Source organism: Streptomyces sp. NPDC006923 (assembly GCF_040635655.1).
In the GTDB taxonomy this organism is placed as follows: Bacteria; Actinomycetota; Actinomycetes; order Streptomycetales; family Streptomycetaceae; genus Streptomyces.
In genome coordinates this window covers 283,542-302,192 of the sequence record NZ_JBEYIF010000005.1, presented here as the reverse complement: position 1 = coordinate 302,192, position 18,651 = coordinate 283,542, and the positions used below count along the sequence as shown (strand labels likewise).

At 72.3% G+C, this 18,651-nt stretch carries 18 protein-coding genes; 7 read left to right on the top strand and 11 right to left on the bottom strand.

The features are described 5' to 3' along the window. Positions 1-69 precede the first annotated feature (69 nt). From ABZ707_RS12475 to pdhA, 6 genes are all read right to left on the bottom strand, one after another. Positions 70-1,158 carry a potassium channel family protein gene (locus ABZ707_RS12475; RefSeq protein WP_360172063.1) on the bottom strand — a complete coding sequence of 363 codons (1,089 nt, stop codon included), beginning with the start codon at positions 1,156-1,158 and terminating at the stop codon, positions 70-72. Then, the gene (locus tag ABZ707_RS12470) at positions 1,146-2,612 is read right to left on the bottom strand and encodes a molybdopterin molybdotransferase MoeA (RefSeq protein ID WP_360172060.1); all 1,467 of its coding nucleotides are present in this window, start codon (positions 2,610-2,612) and stop codon (positions 1,146-1,148) included. The genes ABZ707_RS12475 and ABZ707_RS12470 overlap by 13 nt, the downstream gene beginning before the upstream one ends. After that, the gene (locus tag ABZ707_RS12465; RefSeq protein WP_360172057.1) at positions 2,609-3,481 is read right to left on the bottom strand and encodes an NTP transferase domain-containing protein; all 873 of its coding nucleotides are present in this window, start codon (positions 3,479-3,481) and stop codon (positions 2,609-2,611) included. The genes ABZ707_RS12470 and ABZ707_RS12465 overlap by 4 nt, the downstream gene beginning before the upstream one ends. Positions 3,482-3,593: 112 nt before the next feature. Continuing rightward, on the bottom strand, positions 3,594-5,027 hold the full coding sequence (locus ABZ707_RS12460; RefSeq protein ID WP_360172054.1) for a dihydrolipoamide acetyltransferase family protein: 1,434 nt from the start codon (positions 5,025-5,027) through the stop codon (positions 3,594-3,596). After that, the gene (locus tag ABZ707_RS12455) at positions 5,027-6,031 is read right to left on the bottom strand and encodes an alpha-ketoacid dehydrogenase subunit beta (protein ID WP_360172051.1); all 1,005 of its coding nucleotides are present in this window, start codon (positions 6,029-6,031) and stop codon (positions 5,027-5,029) included. The genes ABZ707_RS12460 and ABZ707_RS12455 overlap by 1 nt, the downstream gene beginning before the upstream one ends. Further along, positions 6,028-7,191 carry a pyruvate dehydrogenase (acetyl-transferring) E1 component subunit alpha gene (gene pdhA, locus ABZ707_RS12450; protein ID WP_360172048.1) on the bottom strand — a complete coding sequence of 388 codons (1,164 nt, stop codon included), beginning with the start codon at positions 7,189-7,191 and terminating at the stop codon, positions 6,028-6,030. The genes ABZ707_RS12455 and pdhA overlap by 4 nt, the downstream gene beginning before the upstream one ends. A gap of 189 nt (positions 7,192-7,380) precedes the next feature. Between pdhA and ABZ707_RS12445 the strand changes: the two genes are divergently transcribed. Then, on the top strand, positions 7,381-7,893 hold the full coding sequence (locus tag ABZ707_RS12445; RefSeq protein WP_360172583.1) for an Lrp/AsnC family transcriptional regulator: 513 nt from the start codon (positions 7,381-7,383) through the stop codon (positions 7,891-7,893). A 7-nt stretch (positions 7,894-7,900) separates the two neighbouring features. On the opposite strand, the gene ABZ707_RS12440 is transcribed toward ABZ707_RS12445, so the two are convergent. Then, positions 7,901-8,551, bottom strand: a complete 651-nt coding sequence (locus ABZ707_RS12440; RefSeq protein ID WP_360172045.1) for a TetR/AcrR family transcriptional regulator — start codon at positions 8,549-8,551, stop codon at positions 7,901-7,903. Then, positions 8,548-10,068 (bottom strand): 3-hydroxyacyl-CoA dehydrogenase, encoded by a 1,521-nt coding sequence (locus ABZ707_RS12435; RefSeq protein WP_360172042.1) that lies wholly within the window; start codon positions 10,066-10,068, stop codon positions 8,548-8,550. The genes ABZ707_RS12440 and ABZ707_RS12435 overlap by 4 nt, the downstream gene beginning before the upstream one ends. 158 nt (positions 10,069-10,226) lie before the next feature. Between ABZ707_RS12435 and paaN the strand changes: the two genes are divergently transcribed. Beyond that, positions 10,227-11,945: a phenylacetic acid degradation protein PaaN gene (paaN, locus tag ABZ707_RS12430; protein WP_360172039.1), complete on the top strand. Its 1,719-nt coding sequence runs from the start codon at positions 10,227-10,229 to the stop codon at positions 11,943-11,945. A gap of 74 nt (positions 11,946-12,019) precedes the next feature. Here paaN and ABZ707_RS12425 read toward each other — a convergent pair whose 3' ends face one another. The 3 genes from ABZ707_RS12425 to ABZ707_RS12415 all read right to left on the bottom strand — a co-directional run bounded on the left by ABZ707_RS12425 (position 12,020) and on the right by ABZ707_RS12415 (position 14,913). Next, positions 12,020-12,793 (bottom strand): TrmH family RNA methyltransferase, encoded by a 774-nt coding sequence (locus tag ABZ707_RS12425; RefSeq protein ID WP_360172036.1) that lies wholly within the window; start codon positions 12,791-12,793, stop codon positions 12,020-12,022. Positions 12,794-12,898: 105 nt separating this feature from the next. Continuing rightward, positions 12,899-14,206, bottom strand: coding sequence for an HTTM domain-containing protein (locus ABZ707_RS12420; RefSeq protein ID WP_360172033.1), 1,308 nt, complete (start codon positions 14,204-14,206; stop codon positions 12,899-12,901). Further along, a complete protein-coding gene (locus tag ABZ707_RS12415; protein ID WP_360172580.1) occupies positions 14,203-14,913 on the bottom strand; it encodes a DUF5819 family protein in 711 nt (236 codons plus the stop codon). The genes ABZ707_RS12420 and ABZ707_RS12415 overlap by 4 nt, the downstream gene beginning before the upstream one ends. 115 nt (positions 14,914-15,028) lie before the next feature. Here ABZ707_RS12415 and paaA point away from each other — a divergent pair, with 115 nt between their 5' ends. The 5 genes from paaA to ABZ707_RS12390 are packed head-to-tail and all read left to right on the top strand — an operon-like array spanning position 15,029 to position 18,634. Then, positions 15,029-16,036, top strand: a complete 1,008-nt coding sequence (gene paaA, locus ABZ707_RS12410) for a 1,2-phenylacetyl-CoA epoxidase subunit PaaA (protein WP_360172030.1) — start codon at positions 15,029-15,031, stop codon at positions 16,034-16,036. Continuing rightward, complete coding sequence (gene paaB / locus ABZ707_RS12405; protein WP_360172027.1) at positions 16,033-16,323, top strand: 1,2-phenylacetyl-CoA epoxidase subunit PaaB; 291 nt, start codon at positions 16,033-16,035, stop codon at positions 16,321-16,323. Before paaA ends, paaB begins: the two co-directional genes overlap by 4 nt. Beyond that, on the top strand, positions 16,320-17,045 hold the full coding sequence (gene paaC / locus ABZ707_RS12400) for a 1,2-phenylacetyl-CoA epoxidase subunit PaaC (RefSeq protein WP_360172024.1): 726 nt from the start codon (positions 16,320-16,322) through the stop codon (positions 17,043-17,045). Before paaB ends, paaC begins: the two co-directional genes overlap by 4 nt. Continuing rightward, positions 17,039-17,578, top strand: coding sequence for a 1,2-phenylacetyl-CoA epoxidase subunit PaaD (paaD, locus tag ABZ707_RS12395; RefSeq protein WP_360172021.1), 540 nt, complete (start codon positions 17,039-17,041; stop codon positions 17,576-17,578). The genes paaC and paaD overlap by 7 nt, the downstream gene beginning before the upstream one ends. Beyond that, positions 17,579-18,634 carry a 2Fe-2S iron-sulfur cluster-binding protein gene (locus ABZ707_RS12390; protein WP_360172018.1) on the top strand — a complete coding sequence of 352 codons (1,056 nt, stop codon included), beginning with the start codon at positions 17,579-17,581 and terminating at the stop codon, positions 18,632-18,634. It abuts the gene before it with no gap. Positions 18,635-18,651: the final 17 nt, after the last annotated feature.

The following is an 18,651-nucleotide window of genomic DNA, read 5'->3' as shown; positions in this document are numbered from 1 at the left end:
CTCCCCGGAAACCTCCGGGGCGCGTTCAACGGCGGGGTCATGACCCCCTGTTGGCGGCGGGCCGCCTTGTCATTCCGAGTGGGCCGGGGCCGGGTCGCTCTGGGCCCGGACGATGGCGATCAGACGGTCGGTCAGTTGCAGCGGGCTCGCGGCCGGGTCGTCGTAACCGATCAGACGGTGTCCTCGCAGGACACACACCACCAGGTCGTCCGTCTCGCGGACGCTCCGTCCCACTTCCGCCTTGACGACCGGGCGCTCTATGAGGTCGAGACCGCTGCCCTGCTGGATGAGATCCTCCATCACGGCGCCCGCCCGGGGACTGAGTACCGAGAGGCCGAGCAGCCGGCCGGCCGCGCTGGCGCTGGTGATGACCGCGTCGGCGCCGGACTGGCGCAGCAGCGGCGCGTTCTCCTCCTCGCGCACGGCGGCGACGATCTTCGCTCTGCGGTTCAACTGCCGGGCGGTCAGCGCGACCAGAACCGCCGTGTCGTCGCGCTGAGTGGCGATGACTATCTGACGGGCCCGCTGAAGCTCGGCCCGCAACAGCACATCGCTGCGGGTGGCATCGCCGACAACGCCCACAAACCCTTCCGCGTTGGCCGCCTCGATCACCTTGCTGGAGGGATCGACAATGACGATCTGTTCCTTCTTGATGCCTGTGGCGCAGAGGGTCTGCATCGCCGACCGTCCCTTGGTGCCATAGCCGACGATGACGGTGTGGTCGCGCAAGTTGGACCTCCAGCGGTTCAGCCGCCACTCCTCCCGGGTGCGCTCCGTGAGGACCTCAAGAGTGGTACCGACCAGGATGATGAGGAAGAGCACCCGCAGCGGGGTCACAAGCAGCACATTGGCGAGCCGTGCGCTGTCGCTGTACGGGACGATATCGCCGTACCCCGTCGTGGAGAGCGTCACGGTCGCGTAGTAGACAGAATCGAGCAAATCGACGGCGTCGTCCGAGTTGTCGTGATAGCCCTCGCTGTCCACAAAGACGATGAACACCGTCAGGGCCAGCACGAACAGCGCCATCAGCAGTCGTTTGCTGACCTGGCGCAGGGGCCGTTCGACCCGTCGGTGCGGAAGCTTCACCCGGGCGGTGACCAGATACTCGTCCGCATGCCTGGCCATCGCGTCATGACCGGGAAGTTTCACGTGAAACATCCGCCTTCCGCCGAGGCCGCCCACGGCAGGTCGAGAACTTCCAGCTCCTCGCCGGGCCGTCCGCCGCCCGGCGGTACGACCGCGAGACCGTCGGCCCCGGCGATACCCCGCAGCATGGCAGGGCCGTTGAAGCGCAGCGGCACGAGCCCCTCGTCCCGGTGGACGAACGGCACCAGCCGGGTGTCATGGGGGTGCCCCTGCACCGCGTCCCGCAGGAGTGCGCGGTACGGAGTACCGGGTGCCCGGCCCGCCAGCGCGTGAAGCACCGGCTCGGCCAGCGTCAGCAGTCCGGAGACGGCGGCGAGCGGGTTGCCGGGCAGCCCCACCAGATGCCGTCCCGATGCCAGCCGGGCCAGCAGCATCGGATGACCGGGACGGACGGCGACGCCGTCCACGAGCAGCTCGGCACCCGCCTTCCGGAGCACCGGATGGACATGGTCGACCGGCCCGGCGGCGGTGCCGCCGGTGGTGATGACGAGATCGGCCGTGGATGTGGTGATCGCGCCGTGCAGGGCGCCCGCGTCGTCGCCGATCCGCCGGGTGGCGACGACCTCGGCGCCCAGGGCGCGGAGCCAGGGCGCCAGCATCGGGCCCAGGGCGTCACGGATCAGCCCGTCATGGGGCAGTCCCGCCGCGAGCAGCTCGTCACCGAGGACAAACACCTCGACCCGGGGACGCGGGACGGTGAGCAGCTCGTCGTAACCGGCCGCCGCCGCGAGGCCCAGCACGGCGGGGGTCACCAGGGAACCGGCGGGCAGCAGCCGGTCCCCGAAGCGGCACTCCTGGCCGCGCGGCCTGATGTCCTGCCCGGGGACCACCTCGCGCTCGGCATGGAGATGGCCGCCGCTGTCCGTACGGGCGTGCTCGCTGCGGATCACCGCGGATGTGTCGGGCGGGACCCGGGCGCCGGTGGCGATCCGTACGGCGGCTCCGTCGGGCAGCGCCGCCACCGCGTCATGACCGGCGAGAATGCCGTTGTTGTCACTGGCGTCCGCCGCCTCGCCGCCGGGGCGCCGCACGGACCAGGGCCCCGGCCCCGAGACGGCCCAGCCGTCCATGGCGGAGGTGTCGAAGGACGGCAGGTCGGTGAGCGCGGTCAGGGGCTCGGCAAGCGCCAGGCCCAGGGCCTGGTCGAGGGGGAGCGGACGGGCCGCGGCGGACGGCGACGACCGTCCCGCACGGGCCGCGAGCGCGCGGGCCACCGCCCATGGCTCCGGCCGCCGGCCGCTCGCCCCGGCGAAGCCGCCACCATGATCCTGACCCGCGCCATGGCCCCGGCCGGAGCCATGGTCCCGGCCCGGGTCACGGTCCGGGGAGGCACCGCGTCCCGTGGCACCGCCGGCCGGGCGGCCGGCGCTCCATGCCCGGCCGGGGTCACGTGGTGCGGCCGAGTCCCTGCTGACCAGGGCCAGGGCGTCCGCGATCCCCTCGTCCTCGCCGTCCTGGGCCGTCATCCGGCGTCGGCCCCCTCGGACCCGGTCCCGCCGGTGTCCTCCGCCTCGTCCGCCCAGCGCGCGGCGAGCGCCGCCGCCTTGCGGGACGCTTCAGCGACGGCCTCCGGCCCGCCTCCGGCCCGCGCCGCCGCGTAACCGACCAGGAAGGTCGTCAGCGGCGCGGCGGGCCGGGCGACACCATGGGCGGCGTCGCGGGCGAGGTCGAGGAGGACACGGGTGTCGACATCCAGCTCGATGCCGAGTTCGTCCTTGACTGCGGTGATCCATTCATCCAGCACGGTCCCATGCTCTCTGATCCGGGCCCGGGCCGTGGAGATGTCTTCCCAGGTGTCGCAGTCGAAGGAAGCGAAGGGATCGGCATCGACCCGGGCGAAGTCGAGTTCGTGCGACAGCAGACGCAGCGGCAGACCGGCGAGCGTGCCGTACTCGGTTGCCAGCAGCGCGAGTTCGCGGCGCAGCGGCTCGGCGCGGTAGGCGGCGACCAGCGGCTGGTCCCTGCCGTCCTCGTCGGTGAGCAGAACCGCCTCCCGGCCGCCGGCGGTGAGCGTCTCGATCAGCAGGCGCACCGTCGGCTCTCCCAGGAACGGGAGGTCCGCCGAGAGCACCAGCACATGATCGGCCTCGACGCACCGCACCCCCGCGTCGAGCGCGGCCAGCGGTCCGCCGCCGGGCGGCTCCTCCCGCGTCCAGCGCACGGGCCGGACCGTGGGCCGTCTGCCGCCCACCACAACGGTGCGGGCGGCCCCCTCACAGGCCGCCAGCACCCGGTCGAGCAGCGCCCGGCCTCCGACGCTCACGCCGGGCTTGTCGGCGCCGCCGAGCCGCTTGGCGGCACCTCCGGCGAGCACGATGGCGTCATACGCGGTCATGGCTGAAGTATGGTCCGTGATCGCCCGTTCGAAGCGTCCCTTGCCCGGCCGGCTTGGGCCCCGGGCGGTGCCCCCGGCCGTTCCCCGCCCGTTTCCCGCGGACCGGACCCCGTTACAGCGTGCGCAGCAGCACCGCCGGCTGTTCGACGCAGTCCGCCACGTAGCGCAGGAATCCTCCCGCCGTACCGCCGTCGCAGACCCGGTGGTCGAAGGTGAGCGAGAGCTGGACGACCTGCCGGACGGCCAGCTCGCCCCGGTGGACCCAGGGCTTGGGCACGATCCGGCCGACCCCGAGCATCGCCGCCTCGGGATGGTTGATGATCGGCGTCGAGCCGTCCACGCCGAACACCCCGTAGTTGTTGAGCGTGAAGGTCCCGCCGGTCAGATCGCCCGGTGTCAGCGTCCCGGACCGGCCCGCCTCCGTGAGCCGCGCGAACTCCGCGCTCAGCGATTCCGCCGAGCGCGCCTGCGCGTCCCGTACGACGGGCACGACCAGACCTCGGTCGGTCTGCGCGGCGAAGCCCAGATGCACCTGGGGCAGTCGCACGATCTCCCGGGCGGCCATGTCCACCGTGGAGTTGAGCTCCGGATGGCGGGCCAGAGCGGCCGTGCAGATCCGGGCGAGCAGCGCGAGGAGCGAGATCTTCGGGCCGCCGGACGCGTTCATCGCGGCACGGGCCGCCATGAGTTCCGTCGCGTCCGCGTCGACCCAGCAGGTCGCGTCCGGGATCTCGTGGCGGCTGCGGGAGAGCTTGTCCGCGACCGCCCCCCGTACGCCCCGCAGCGGCACCCGGACGGCGCCGTCCCGGGCCGTCGAGACCGCCGGAGCGGCGGACGGGACCTCGGGGGCGGGCACGGGGGCCGGAGCGGCGGGCGCCGGTGTCCGCGCCGCGCCCCGCCGGATCGCCTGCTCGACATCGCCCCGCAGGATCAGCCCGTCCCGGCCCGAGCCCGTCAGCTCCCGCAGGTCGAGGCCGTTCTCCCGGGCCAGCCTGCGCACCAGCGGCGAGACCACCGGGACCGGCCCGGCCGCGCCGTTCACCGCCCGGCCGCCGGAAACGGCGGGGGACCCGGCGCGGGCGGCGGAATCGGCGACCGGCGCCCGCCGGACCCGGCGCCTGCGCGCCGCCGGAGCGGCCGTGCCGTAGCCGACCAGCACATTGCCCGACCCCTCGGCGGAGGCGGAGGCGGCGGACCGCTCCGGCGCCGGACCCGCAGACGGGGCGGCGGCCGTGTCAGGACCGGCGGCCGGGGACGGGCCCGGCGGGACGCTCCCGGCCTCCTCCCCGCTCCCGGCCGCGGCGCCCACCGCCACGGTCAGCAGCGGCGCCCCCACCGGCAGCTCCGTGCCCTCCTCGCCGTACCGCGCCGTCACCACGCCGCCGTACGGACAGGGGACCTCCACCATCGCCTTGGCCGTCTCGACCTCGACGACCGGCTGATCGACGGCGACGACATCCCCCACCGACACCAGCCAGCGGACGATCTCCGCCTCGGTCAGCCCTTCGCCGAGGTCCGGCAGCCTGAATTCGAGCACCTGGGCCATCAGCTCTCCATCTCCCACTGAAGCCGCGCGACCGCGTCCAGCACCCGGTCCACCCCAGGAAGATGGTGTCTCTCCAGCATCGGTGGCGGATAGGGGACATCGAATCCCGCCACCCGCAGCACCGGCGCCTCCAGATGGTGGAAACAGCGCTCGGTGACCCGGGCCGCGATCTCGCCGCCGGGACCGCCGAAGCCCGTGGACTCATGGACGACGACCGCCCGACCCGTACGCCGTACGGAGGCCGCGACCGTCTCGTCGTCGAACGGCACCAGCGAGCGCAGATCGACGACTTCCAGGTCCCAGCCCTCGGCGCGGGCCGCCTCCGCCGCCTCCAGACAGACCGGCACGGAAGGCCCGTAGGTGAGGAGCGTCGCGCTGCTGCCCCGGCGCCGCACGACCGCACGCCCGACCGGCTCCACCGCGGCCGGCGCGTCCGGCGACCACTGCGCCTTCGACCAGTAGAGCCGCTTCGGCTCCAGGAAGATCACCGGGTCGTCCGAGGCGATCGACGCCCGCAGCAGTCCGTAGGCGTCCTCCACCGTCGCCGGGGTCACCACATGGAGACCGGGGGTCGCCATGTAGTACGCCTCGGAGGAATCGCTGTGGTGCTCGACCCCGCCGATCCCGCCGCCGTACGGCACCCGCACGGTGATGGGCAGCGGCATCGCACCGCGCGTGCGGTTGCGCATCTTCGCCACATGGCTGACGAGCTGCTCGAACGACGGATAGGCGAACGCGTCGAACTGCATCTCCACCACGGGCCGCAGCCCGTACATCGCCATCCCGACCGCGGCCCCCAGGATGCCGGCCTCGGCGAGCGGCGTGTCCGTGCACCGGTCGTCACCGAACTCCGCGGCCAGCCCGTCGGTGATCCGGAAGACCCCGCCGAGCGTGCCGACGTCCTCACCGAGGACATGGACGGACGGGTCCTCGGCCATCGCGTCGCGCAGCGCGCGCCGGAGCGCCTGCGCCATGGTGGCGGGCTTCACCGCGACCGTGGTCATCGTGGCTCACCCGGCGCTTCCCCGGCCGACGCGTCCAGCTCGGCCGCGAGCTGCGCCGCCTGCTCGCGCAACTGCGGGGTCGGTTCCGCGTAGACGTGCGCGAAGAGGTCCATCGGGTCCAGCACCGGCTCGGCGTTCATCCGGTCACGCAGCCGCGCGGCCATCGCCTCGGCGGCCGCGGCCGCGTCCCTGATGCCGTCCTCGTCCAGCACCCCACGCTCCGTCAGCTCCCGCTCCAGCAGCCGGACCGGGTCGTGCGCACGCCACGCCTCGACCTCCGCGTCGTCGCGGTAGCGCGTCGCGTCGTCCGCGTTGGTATGGGCGTCGACGCGGTAGGTCACGGCCTCGACCAGCGTCGGCCCCTCGCCGCGCCTGGCGCGGTCCATGGCCTCGCTCAGCACCGTGTGCACCGCCACCGCGTCATTCCCGTCGACCAGCCGGCCCGGCATCCCGTATCCCACGGCCTTGTGGGCGAGGGAGGGCGCCGCGCTCTGCTTGGCGAGCGGCACCGAGATCGCGAAGCCGTTGTTCTGCACGAGGAAGACGACCGGGGCCCGCCATACGGCGGCGAAGTTCAGCGCCTCGTGGAAATCGCCCTCACTGGTGCCGCCGTCGCCCACCAGGGCGAGCGCGACCACGTCGTCGCCCTTGAGCCGGGCGGCGTGCGCCAGGCCCACCGCGTGCGGCAACTGGGTCGCGAGCGGCGTGGACAGCGGGGCGACGCGGTGCTCGTACGGGTCGTAACCGGTGTGCCAGTCGCCCCGCAGCAGCGTCAGCGCCTGCACGGGGTCGAGCCCGCGCGCCACGGCCGCGAGGGTGTCGCGGTAGCTCGGGAAGAGCCAGTCCTGCTCCGCGAGCACCAGCGCGGCGGCCACCTCGCAGGCCTCCTGGCCGGTGCTGGAGGGGTAGACGGCCAGCCTGCCCTGCTTGGTGAGCGCGGTGGCCTGCGTGTTGTACCTGCGGCCGCGCACCAGCTCCGCGTAGAGCCGCAGCAGCAGCGCGGGATCGGCACCGGCCGCGGCGGCCGTGCCCAGCACCCGGAACGGCTGCGCGTCGGGGAGCAGCGGTGCGGGATCGGTACGCGGCTGCCACGCCGGGGGCGGGGTGGACCGGGGAGCGGCGCCAGGCGGCTCCTGGACCGGCGTACTGCTTTTCTTCACGCGTGCACCTCCTCGTGGGAGCGGGCGACAGGGGTGCCTGAATGTGGCACGCCTCACGTACCGATTGTTCGGTCGGGAAGGCATTTTGGCTACAGGCGCCTCCAGCCTGTGGACAAACGGTTCTCCACAGCCTGGGATGGACGCAGGCCGTCCACGGCACGGAGGCGGGGAGACATGGGAGCTGAACAAATGGCCGACGGCGACAGGGCCGGCGGGGGCAACGGCGGTGCGGAGCAGAGCCCGCCGCCACGCCCGCTGGACGCCATCGACCGGGACATCCTCCGGATCCTCCAGGTGGACGGCCGGGCCTCGATACGGTCCGTGGCCGACCGGGTCCATGTCTCGCGCGCCAACGCGTACGCCCGGATCAACCGGCTGCTCGACGACGGGGTGATCCGTGGATTCAGCGCCAGGATCAACCATGAACGCGCCGGTCAGGGCGCATCCGCCTATATCACTCTGAAGATCGTCCAGAACTCCTGGCGCACCGTGCGCGAGCAGCTCCAGGAACTGCCGGGCGCCACCCACATCGCGCTGGTCAGCGGCGACTTCGATGTGCTGCTGCTGGTGCACACCCCGGACAACCGGTCCCTGCGCGAACTGGTCCTGACCAGACTTCAGGCCATCCCCGAGGTGCTCTCCACCCGCACACTGCTGGTGTTCGAGGAGACGGACCCGGGGGCGGCCGCGGACCCGCTCTGAAGCCGGGCTAGACCTTTCGGTCCGGCGTACCGGCAGCCGGCTCCTCCGGCCCCGCGACCGCCCCCGCACCATCCGTGCGCAGCCCGTCGAACGCGAGCCGTACGACCGCCTCCGCGACCTGGTCACGGTCGTAGCCACCGGCTCCCAGCGGGCGATACCACTCCACCAGCGAGTTGACCATGCCGAACAGCAGCCGCGTCGCCAGCCTGATGTCCATGTCGGCCCGCAGATCCCCGTCCGCCGCCGCGGCCTTGAGCAGATCGGCGACCCGCTGGTCGAACTCCCGCCGCCGCTCCATCGCCCACCGCTCGGTCTGCGTATTGCCCCTGACCCTGAGCAGCAGCGTCACATAGGGGAGTTCGGCCATCAGCACCTCGACCGTGCGGCGCGTCACGAATTCGACCCGCTCGATGGCCCGTCCGTGTACCGCCCCCTCCTCGTCGAGGATCCCGAAGAGGCCCTCCAGGGCGCGGCTGACCGCACGGCGCAGAAGCTCCTCCTTGCCCACGACATGGTGGTATATCGACGACTTGGAGATCCCGGCGGCCTTGGAGAGATGCTCCATCGACGTGCCGTCGTAGCCGCGCTCGTTGAAGACGCGGACGGCAACGGTCAGCAGGGTCTCCGGCGTATAGGTGTCACGCCTGGCGGTGGTCATGACGCGGGGCCCTCCTGCGCGGCGGCCAGTCGGCGCAGCGCCTGTGAGCAGGCGTAGCGGCCCGTCGGATACTCCTCGTGCAGGGACTGGAGCGTGCCCGCCACCCACCACGCGCCGAGCCGCCCGCCCCAGTCCAGGGGCCCGCGCGGGTAGTTGACGCCGAGCCGCATCGCGGTGTCGATGTCCTCCTCGGTCGCCACCCCGCGCGAGGCGGCGTCGAGCGCGAAATCAACGAGCATGGCGACCGTACGGGCCACGATCATGCCCGGGACGTCACCGATCACGCTGACCTTCTTGCCCAGCGCCTGGAAGAGACCCACGGCCTCGCGCAGGGCCGCCCCGTCCACTCCGGCGGCGGGCGCGAGGGCGATCCGGGCGGCCTCGCGGTAGTCCAGCGCGAGATCGAAGTGGATCACGGGCATCCCGGCGTCGTCGGCCGCCGACCCGTCCGCCAGGAAGAGCCGTGTGCCGTCGGACAGTTCGATCCAGCCCGGGTGGCCGGACACGGCCTCGTCCTTGCGCACAACACCGATACCCGCCTCCTCGATCAGGTCCGGCAGCGCGGCCGCCGCGAACAGCTCGCCCCGGACGACGACAGACCCGGGGGCGGCTTCGGGCGCGGCGGTGTGCGGCCCGGCCGCCTCGGCCCCCTCGCCGTACGCGAACCAGCCCCCTCCCGACTTGCGGCCCAGCCGCCCGGACTCCACCAGCCTGCGCTGCGCGAGCGACGGGGTGAACTTCGGGTCCTGGAAGAAGGACTCCCAGACGGACCGGGTGACGGCCTCGTTGACGTCCTGTCCGATCAGATCGGTCAGCTCGAAGGGCCCCATCCGGAATCCGCCGCACTCGCGCAGCACCGCGTCGATGGTCGCCGGGTCGGCGGCCCGCTCCTCGTACACGCGCAGCGCCTCGGCGTAGAAGGGACGGGCGACGCGGTTGACGATGAACCCGGGGGTGTCGGCGCTGCGCACCGGTGTCTTGCCCCAGGCCAGCGCCGTCGCGTACGCGCGCTCGGCGGCCGTCCCGTCCGTCGCGGCGCCGCTGACGACCTCCACCAGCGGCAGCAGCGGCGCCGGATTGAAGAAGTGCATGCCGAGGAAACGGCCGGGGGCGCGCAGCGCCCCGGCGACGGCCGTGACGGAGAGGGAGGAGGTGTTCGTGGCGAGCAGACAGTCGTCGGAGACGATCTCCTCCAGCGCGGCGAACAGTTCCTGTTTGACGGGGAGCCGCTCCAGGACCGCTTCGACGACAAGCGCGGCGTCGGCCAGCTCGGCGAGCGCGGCGGCCGGCCGCAGCCGCGCCCCGGCGGCGTCGCGCGCCGCCGCGTCGAGGCGGCCCTTCTCGACCAGTCGGGCGAGTCTGCCCGTGATCGCCGCGGCGGCCTGTGCCGCCCGGCCCGGCACGGCGTCGTAGAGCCGTACGGGATGCCCCGAGACCAGTGCCACCTGGGCTATGCCCTGTCCCATCGTGCCTGCGCCGACGACCGCGACGACGCGGCCGGGCTCGATTGCCGTCATGGACGCAATCCTCCCGCATGAGTTGTCCACAGGTGAGTTATGCACAGGTTTCCCGCGCCCTGTTGTCCCGACCGATCGTTCGGTTACTCTAACTCTGTCTGTCAGCTCAGTCAGCTCATGTCCCTTTTCCGCCCAGCTCGACGAGGAGTTGGTCCGTCATGGCCGCCCAGCTCAGCCCCCAGCAGCTCTCCGAGAAGCACCGGCCCACCCTCGACCAGGCCCTCGACGCCATCCGCACCCGCGCCTACTGGTCGCCGCACCCCGAGCACCCCAAGGCGTACGGCGAGAGCGCGCCGGCCGACGGGCTCGCCGCCTTCCAGGCGCTGCGCGGGACCCGCTTCGAGCTGGACCAGCCCGGCACCGACGGCTGGACGGGCGGCGAGGTCTCGCCCTACGGCCCGGCGCTCGACGTCGAGTATCCGCACGTGGACACGGACGTCCTGCTGCCCGCCATGCGCGCGGGCATGGGCGCGTGGCGCGAGGCGGGACCGGAGACGCGCGCCCTGGTCTGTCTGGAGATCCTGGCCCGGATCAGCGCCCGTACGCACGAGTTCGCGCACGCGGTGATGCACACCAGCGGGCAGGCGTTCATGATGGCGTTCCAGGCGGGCGGGCCGCATGCCCAGGACCGCGGCCTGGAGGCCGTGGCGTACGCGTACCAGGAGCAGACCCGTACGCCCGCCGCCGCCGACTGGTCCAAGCCGCAGGGCAAGCGCGACCCCCTGGAGCTGCGGAAGTCCTTCACCGCGGCCCCGCGCGGCATCGCGCTGCTGATCGGCTGCAACACCTTCCCGACGTGGAACGGCTATCCGGGCCTGTTCGCCTCGCTGGCCACCGGCAATCCCGTCCTGGTCAAGCCGCATCCGCGCGCCGTGCTGCCGCTCGCGCTGACGGTGCGCGCCGCCCGGGAGGTGCTCGCCGAGGCAGGGTTCGACCCGAATCTGGTCGCGCTGGCCGTGGAGCGGCCGGGCGAGGGCATCGCCAAGTCGCTGGCCGTGCGTCCCGAGATCCGGATCATCGACTACACCGGATCCACGGCGTTCGGCGACTGGCTGGAGAGCCACGCCCGCCAGGCGCAGGTCTACACGGAGAAGGCCGGCGTCAACACGGTGGTCATCGACTCCACCGACGACTACCGGGGCATGCTCTCCAACCTCGCCTTCTCGCTGTCGCTGTACAGCGGCCAGATGTGCACCACCCCGCAGAACCTGCTGATCCCCAGGGACGGCATCACGACGGACGCCGGCGAGAAGTCGTACGACGAGGTGGTCGCCGATCTCGCGGCCGCGGTGTCCGGGCTGCTGGGCGACGACGCCCGGGCCAGTGCCCTGCTGGGCGCGCTGGTCAACCCCGATGTGAAGGCCCGTCTGGAGGCGGCGGCCGGGCTCGGGGACATCGCGCTGCCCTCGCGGGAGGTCGTCCATCCGGACTTCCCGGACGCCGTGGTCCGTACGCCCGCGATCGTGAAGGCCGACGGCGCCCGCAAGGTCTGGGAGAAGTCCTGGGAGGCGGGGCCCGAGGGCGAGGCCGAGGTGCCGTATCTCGCCGAGTGCTTCGGTCCGGTCTCGTTCGCCGTCGCGGTGGACTCCACGGCGGACGCGCTGGAGCTGCTGCGGCGCACGGTGCGTGACAAGGGCGCGATGACGGTCGGCGCGTACACGGCGTCGCCGGAGACGGAGCGCGCGATCGAGGACGTCTGCCTGGAGGAGTCCGCGCAGCTCTCGCTGAATCTCACGGGCGGGGTCTATGTGAACCAGACGGCGGCCTTCTCCGACTTCCACGGCTCGGGAGGCAACCCGGCGGCCAACGCGGCGCTGTGCGACGCGGCGTTCGTGGCGAACCGCTTCCGGGTGGTGGAGGTCCGCCGCCAGGCCTGAGGCCCGGCCCGGGGCGCCGCCCGCCAGAAGACGGGCGGCGCCGGGAGCCATCACTCAGGCCGTTTCCCGGCGCGTCACCCGGTCCGAGCGGGGTCCGGGGCCGGCCCTCCCCAGTGGAACAGCGTCATGGCCACGCTGGTGGCGAGGTTGTAGCTGGACACCTGCGGCCGCATCGGGAGTGCCAGAAGCCTGGCCGCCCGGCCGCGCAGTTCCGCCGAGAGTCCGTGCCGCTCGGAGCCGAAGGCGAGCAGGGCGTCATCGGGGATGTCCACGGACCTGATGTCGTCCCCCTCCGGGTCCAGGGCGTACAGCGGTCCGGGCGGGAAGTCGTCGGGGGCCAGCCGTTCGACGGCCGTGGCGAAGTGGAGACCGGCGCCGGCGCGGACGGCGTTCGGGTGCCAGGGGTCCATGTCGCCGGTGGTGACCACCCCGGTCGCGCCGAACCCGGCGGCGAGCCGCACCACGGCGCCGAGATTGCCGAGGTTGCGCGGGTTGTCCAGGACCACCACCGGGGAGCGCCGGGGCAGCCTCGCCAGTTCGGCCAGATTCGCCCGGCTGTCGCGCCTGACCGCCAGCGCGGCGACCTGGGTCGGGTGGACCTTGGTCACCAGATCGCGCAGGACCGGGGCTGGCACCTCGACCACCAGGTCCCGGAGCACCTCGGTCAGGTCCCCCGCGAGTTCGCCCGCGAGAGCCAGCACGGAGTCCTTGTCGCTCGTGACGGCCAACCGCACATCCGCGCCGAAGCGCAGCGCGTGTTTCAGCGCGTGGAAGCCGTCGAGCACCACGGCGCCGGGAGCGGCCTCGCGCCACCGCCGCGCGGCCGTCGTGGCATCAGCGTCCTTCATCGGCATCCCTCATCGGCTCAGACTACGGTTTCGGCGCCGCCGCCCCACCGGCCGCCCGGTGCCGCCGGCCCGGGCCGGATCCCGCGCCGGGCCGGTGTCCGCCGCTCAGCCGACGAGCGTGCGGGGCCGGTCCTCGCTGTCGTACCGCCGCTCCGGCGGTTTCGCCCCGGCCCGGGAGAAGAGCCGGCGCGCCCCGGCCGCGACAGCGTCGCCGAGGCGCCGGAGGAAGGTCGTCGGCAGGAAAACCGCGTCGGCGGCGATCATCGCGAGCGAGAAGAACGGCAGCCCGAGAAGCAGGGCGATGCCCGCGTGCTCCAGCATCATCGCGACCAGCAGGACATTCTTGACGCGCCGGTTGAAGAGCGTGAACGGGAAGGCGACCTGCACGATGACCGTGATGTAGGTCACCAGCATCACCACAACACCGCTGGCCGCGAGCAGACCGGAGAGATCCGGCCAGGGCGCGAAGTAATCGAGCTGGAGCGGGTAGTAGAGGGCGGTGCCGTCCTGCCAGCGCGAGCCCTGGATCTTGTACCAGCCGGCGGTGGCGTACACGAGACAGACCTCAGCCATGATCACCACGAGCGCGGCATTGTGGGCGAGATTGGCGAGGACATCGAGCAGGGCGCGCGGCTCGCCTCCCGGCGCGTAGCGGTTCGCGGCCCACCACAGCGCCTGCCCGGCCAGCACCCCCCAGAGAAGGACAAGCAGCCAGGTCTCCACCTGGACGCGGTCCGTCACCGTGCCGATGAGGAGGAAGGCCCCCATGAGCACCCACAGCACCGGTCCGAGCCGGTCCCGCACGGCGGCGGGGCGCGCAGCCGCCGCGCCGTCCCCTGCCGCGGCGCCGTGCCCCTCCGCCGCGTTCTCCTCGGCGGTCTCCCCGGCCCCGGCGCCCTCACGGGCCCGCGCCTCGGTCCGCGCGGCCCGCGCGGCGTCCAGCGACCAGACCTGCCCGCAGCGCGTCAGCACCAGATAGACCGACATCAGATGGATGACGTTGTCGCCGCCGTCGCCCATGAAGATGCTGCGGTTCTGGAGCGACAGGACACCGAACATGAACAGCACGGACATGGTGCGCGTGCGCCAGCCGAGCATCAGCAGAGCACTGGACAGCACGGCGACGGCGAACACGATCTCGAACCACACCGTGCTGTCCGACCACATCAGTCCGGTGAACGCGCCGTTCCTCGCGATCAGTTGCCGGGCCATCTCCCAGCTCCACGGGGACTCGGGCCCGTACAGCTCCCGGCGGTGCGGCAGCTCGCGCAGCAGGAAGAGCAGCCAGGTCCCGGCGAAGCCGATCCGGACGACCGCGCTCTGATACGGGCCGAGGGCCGTGGAGCTGATGCGCTGAAGGGCCCGGGCGGCCCACCGGTCGGTGCCCGTCCGGTTGATCGGCTGCTCGCTCATTCGCCCGCCTCCGTACGGCCGTTCCGTACACCGCCGGCAAGATCCGCGGCGTTCACCGTCCACCAGGGCAGGACCCGGTACAGGGGCCGTGTGCTGATCTTCTCCTTGCTCCACGCCGGGGCCGGTACGGCGCTGGTGGCGGACCTGAGCTGGATACGTTCCACCGGGCCGCCCAGATCGTGGCTCTCCAGGCGGAGCATCACTATGCGGCGGACATAGCCCTCGGAGAGCCGACCGCGCAGACCAGTGGGACGGTTCTCGTTGTCGTGCGAGCCGACGAAGAAGTCCCAGCCCCGGCGCAACTCGTTCTGGTCGACATGGCTGGGCAGGAGATTGCCGCGGATCGCCGCGCCGTCCTCGGCGGAGAGATCGATCCAGCCGGTGGTCTTCCGGGTGCCGTCGGAGGAGGACTCGACCTCGGCACGCACCTGCACCGCGACATTCTGCTGGAGAGGATTGGGCGCGAAGAGCTTCCAGTTCTGCTCGAACTCGGGATAGATCCACTCGTCGACGGCTTCGCCGTGCTGCTTGGTCAGCGTGTTGGACGGGGCGACATGCAGGAAGACCATGGCGAGATGCCCGCAGGTCAGCAGGGCGATGACCGCGAACGCGAGCGCGGCGGCCACCTGATAGGGGAGAGAGAGGCCGGATATCCCGACGCCGGGCGGCGACCCGGCCCTCACACCCTTGTCGTCGTACGAATCCATCCCGCCCCGATCCCCGTCGGTACCGCAGTCAGTCATCCACAGGGTTGACACCCTACGGGCCACCGACTCACCATTGAAGTTCACGAACCGAACGATCGGTCGGTAGGGGGTCCGGATGACGGCAGTGACCGCGAACGCCGCGGAGACGGCGACGGAAACGACGGCGGAGGCATTCGAGGCGGCTTTCGACGCCGCCGTGGCCGCCGACGAGCGCATCGAGCCGCGGGACTGGATGCCGGAGGCGTACCGCGCCACGCTGGTCCGCCAGATGGCCCAGCACGCCCACTCCGAGATCATCGGCATGCAGCCGGAGGCGAACTGGATCACGCGCGCGCCGTCACTGCGCCGCAAGGCGATCCTGATGGCCAAGGTGCAGGACGAGGCGGGACACGGCCTGTATCTCTACAGCGCGGCCGAGACCCTGGGCACCGGCCGCGAGGAACTGCTCGACAAGCTCCACTCCGGCCGCCAGAAGTATTCGTCGATCTTCAACTACCCGACGCTGACCTGGGCCGACGTCGGCGCGATCGGCTGGCTGGTGGACGGCGCGGCGATCACCAACCAGGTCCCGCTGTGCCGCTGCTCGTACGGCCCCTACGCCCGGGCGATGGTCAGGATCTGCAAGGAGGAGTCCTTCCACCAGCGGCAGGGCTACGAGCTGCTGCTCGCCCTCAGCAAGGGGACGCCCGCCCAGCACGCGATGGCGCAGGACGCCGTGGACCGCTGGTGGTGGCCGTCCCTGATGATGTTCGGTCCGCCCGACGACGAATCGGCGCACTCCGCGCAGTCCATGGCCTGGAAGATCAAGCGGCATTCCAATGACGAACTGCGTCAGCGGTTCGTGGACATCTGCGTCCCGCAGGCCGAGGCCCTCGGACTGACCCTCCCCGACCCGGATCTCCGGTGGAACGAGCGAGCCGGCCGGCACGACTTCGGAGCCATCGACTGGGACGAGTTCAAGAACGTGCTGAAGGGCAACGGCCCCTGCAACGAAGAACGGATCACCCAGCGCCGCCGGGCGCACGACGAGGGGGCCTGGGTGCGCGAGGCGGCAGCCGCCTACGCGGCGAAGCGCGCCGCCGAGGCCGCACCCGGCGGAACGCGAACGGAGGCGACGGCATGACCGGATCGACCGACTGGCCGCTGTGGGAGGTGTTCGTACGCTCGCGCCGCGGGCTGTCCCACACCCACGCGGGCAGCCTGCACGCACCGGACGCGGAGATGGCCCTGCGCAACGCCCGCGATCTCTACACCCGCCGCGGCGAGGGCGTCTCCGTCTGGGTCGTGCCGTCCTCGGCGGTCACGGCCTCCTCGCCCGACGAGAAGGACCCGTTCTTCGCGTCCGCCGCCGACAAGCCGTACCGGCATCCGACCTTCTACGAGATCCCGGAGGGGGTGAAGCACCTGTGAGCGGCGCACCGGCGACCCTCACCGCCGCCGCACTGGCCCTGGGCGACGACGCGCTGGTGCTCTCGCACCGACTGGGGGAGTGGGCGGGCCACGCCCCCGTGCTGGAGGAGGAGGTCGCCCTCGCCAATATCGCGCTGGACCTCCTCGGACAGGCCCGGATCCTGCTGTCCCTCGCCGGGGACGAGGACGACCTGGCCTATCTGCGCGAGGAGCGGTCCTTCCGCAATCTCCAACTGGTCGAGCAGCCCAACGGCGACTTCGCGCGGACCATCGCCCGTCAGCTCTACTTCTCCACCTACCAGCTCCTGCTGTACCGGCAGTTGGCGGCCGGGGACAGCGAATTCACCGGACTCGCGGCCAAGGCGGTCAAGGAGGTCGCGTACCACCAGGACCACGCCGAGCACTGGACGCTGCGGCTCGGCGACGGCACGGCCGAGAGCCATGACCGGATGCGGCGGGCCTGCGACGCGCTCTGGCGGTTCACCGGCGAGATGTTCCGCCCCGTCGAAGGACTCGACGTCGACTGGCAGGCCCTGGAGAGCGGTTGGCTGGACTCCGTCACCGCCGTGCTGGAGCGGGCGACACTGCCCCTGCCGGAGGGGCCGCGCTCCGGGGCCTGGACGGCAGGCGCCGGACGGCAGGGCCTGCACACCGAGCCCTTCGGACGGATGCTCGCCGAGATGCAGCATCTGCACCGCAGCCACCCGGGGGCGTCATGGTGACCGGCGGCGCGGCGACGACCGCGGCGGCCGGCACCCCGCCCACGGCGCCGACGCCGCTGGAGACCGAGCTGCGCCGCCTCGCCGGCGCCGTGCCCGATCCCGAGCTCCCGGTGCTGACACTGGAGGAGCTGGGCGTGCTGCGCGACGTCCGGATGTCCGGCCCCGGCAGCGCCCGGGTCGAGCTGACGCCCACCTACACCGGCTGTCCGGCGATCGAGGCGATGTCCTCGGACATAGAGCGCGTCCTGCGTGAACACGGCATCCCCGAGGTCTCGGTCGTCACCGTCCTCTCCCCGGCCTGGTCGACGGACGACATCAGCGCCGAGGGACGGCGCAAGCTCGCCGAGTTCGGCATAGCCCCGCCCCGCCCGCACCACACCGGCGGGCCGGTGCCGCTGGCGCTCGCCATCCGCTGCCCGCACTGCGGCTCGGCCGACACCGAGCTGCTGAGCAGGTTCTCCTCCACCGCCTGCAAGGCGCTGCGCCGCTGCGCCTCCTGCGGCGAACCGTTCGACCACTTCAAGGAGTTGTAGATGTTCCATCCGCTCCGGGTCGGCGAGGTCGAGCGGCTCACGGACGACTCGGTGGCCGTCACCCTCGACGTGCCCCCCGAACTGCGCGAGACCTTCCGGCACCTGCCCGGCCAGCACATCGCCCTGCGCCGCACGGCACAGGGCAAGGAGATCCGCCGTACGTACTCGATCTGCGCGCCCGCCGGCGCCGGCGATCCGGTGCTGCGGGTGGGCATCCGGCTGGTCGAGAGCGGCGAGTTCTCGACATACGCCTTCAAGGAACTCGCGGTCGGTGACACCGTCGAGGCCATGGCGCCGACGGGCCGCTTCGTACTCGAACCGCGCCCCGGGCATTTCGCGGCGATCGTCGGCGGCAGCGGCATCACACCGGTGCTGTCGATCGCGGCCACCCTGCTGGAGCGGGAGCCCGGCGCCCGGTTCTGTCTGATCCGCAGCGACCGCACCGTGGCGTCGACGATGTTCCTGGAGGAGGTCGCCGACCTCAAGGACCGCTGGCCGGACCGTTTTCAGCTCGTCACGGTGGTCTCCCGGGAGGAGCAGCAGGCGGGGCTGCCGTCCGGACGGCTGGACCGGGAGCGGCTGACCGGACTGCTGCCCTCACTGCTGCCGGTGGCCGAGGTCGACGGATGGTTCCTCTGCGGACCGCTGGGTCTGGTCGCGGGCGCCGAGCGCGCGCTGCGCGGTCTCGGTGTCCCCCGGAGCCGTGTCCACCAGGAGATCTTCCATGTCGACGACGGCGCCGCCGCGGTCTCGTCGTCGGCCGCGGCGCGGGTCCCGGCCCGCAGCACCCTCACCGCGACCCTTGACGGCCGCTCCGGCAACTGGCCGGTCCTGGAAGGCGATTCACTCCTGGAGACGGTGCTGCGCAGCCGCTCGGACGCGCCGTACGCCTGCAAGGGCGGGGTGTGCGGGACGTGCCGGGCGTTCCTGGTCTCGGGCGAGGTCCGGATGGACCGCAATTTCGCGCTGGAACCGGAGGAGACGGAAGCCGGCTATGTGCTGGCCTGCCAGTCCCATCCGGCCACCGCCGAAGTGGAGTTGGACTTCGACCGCTGAACCGAGCCGCCTCCGGC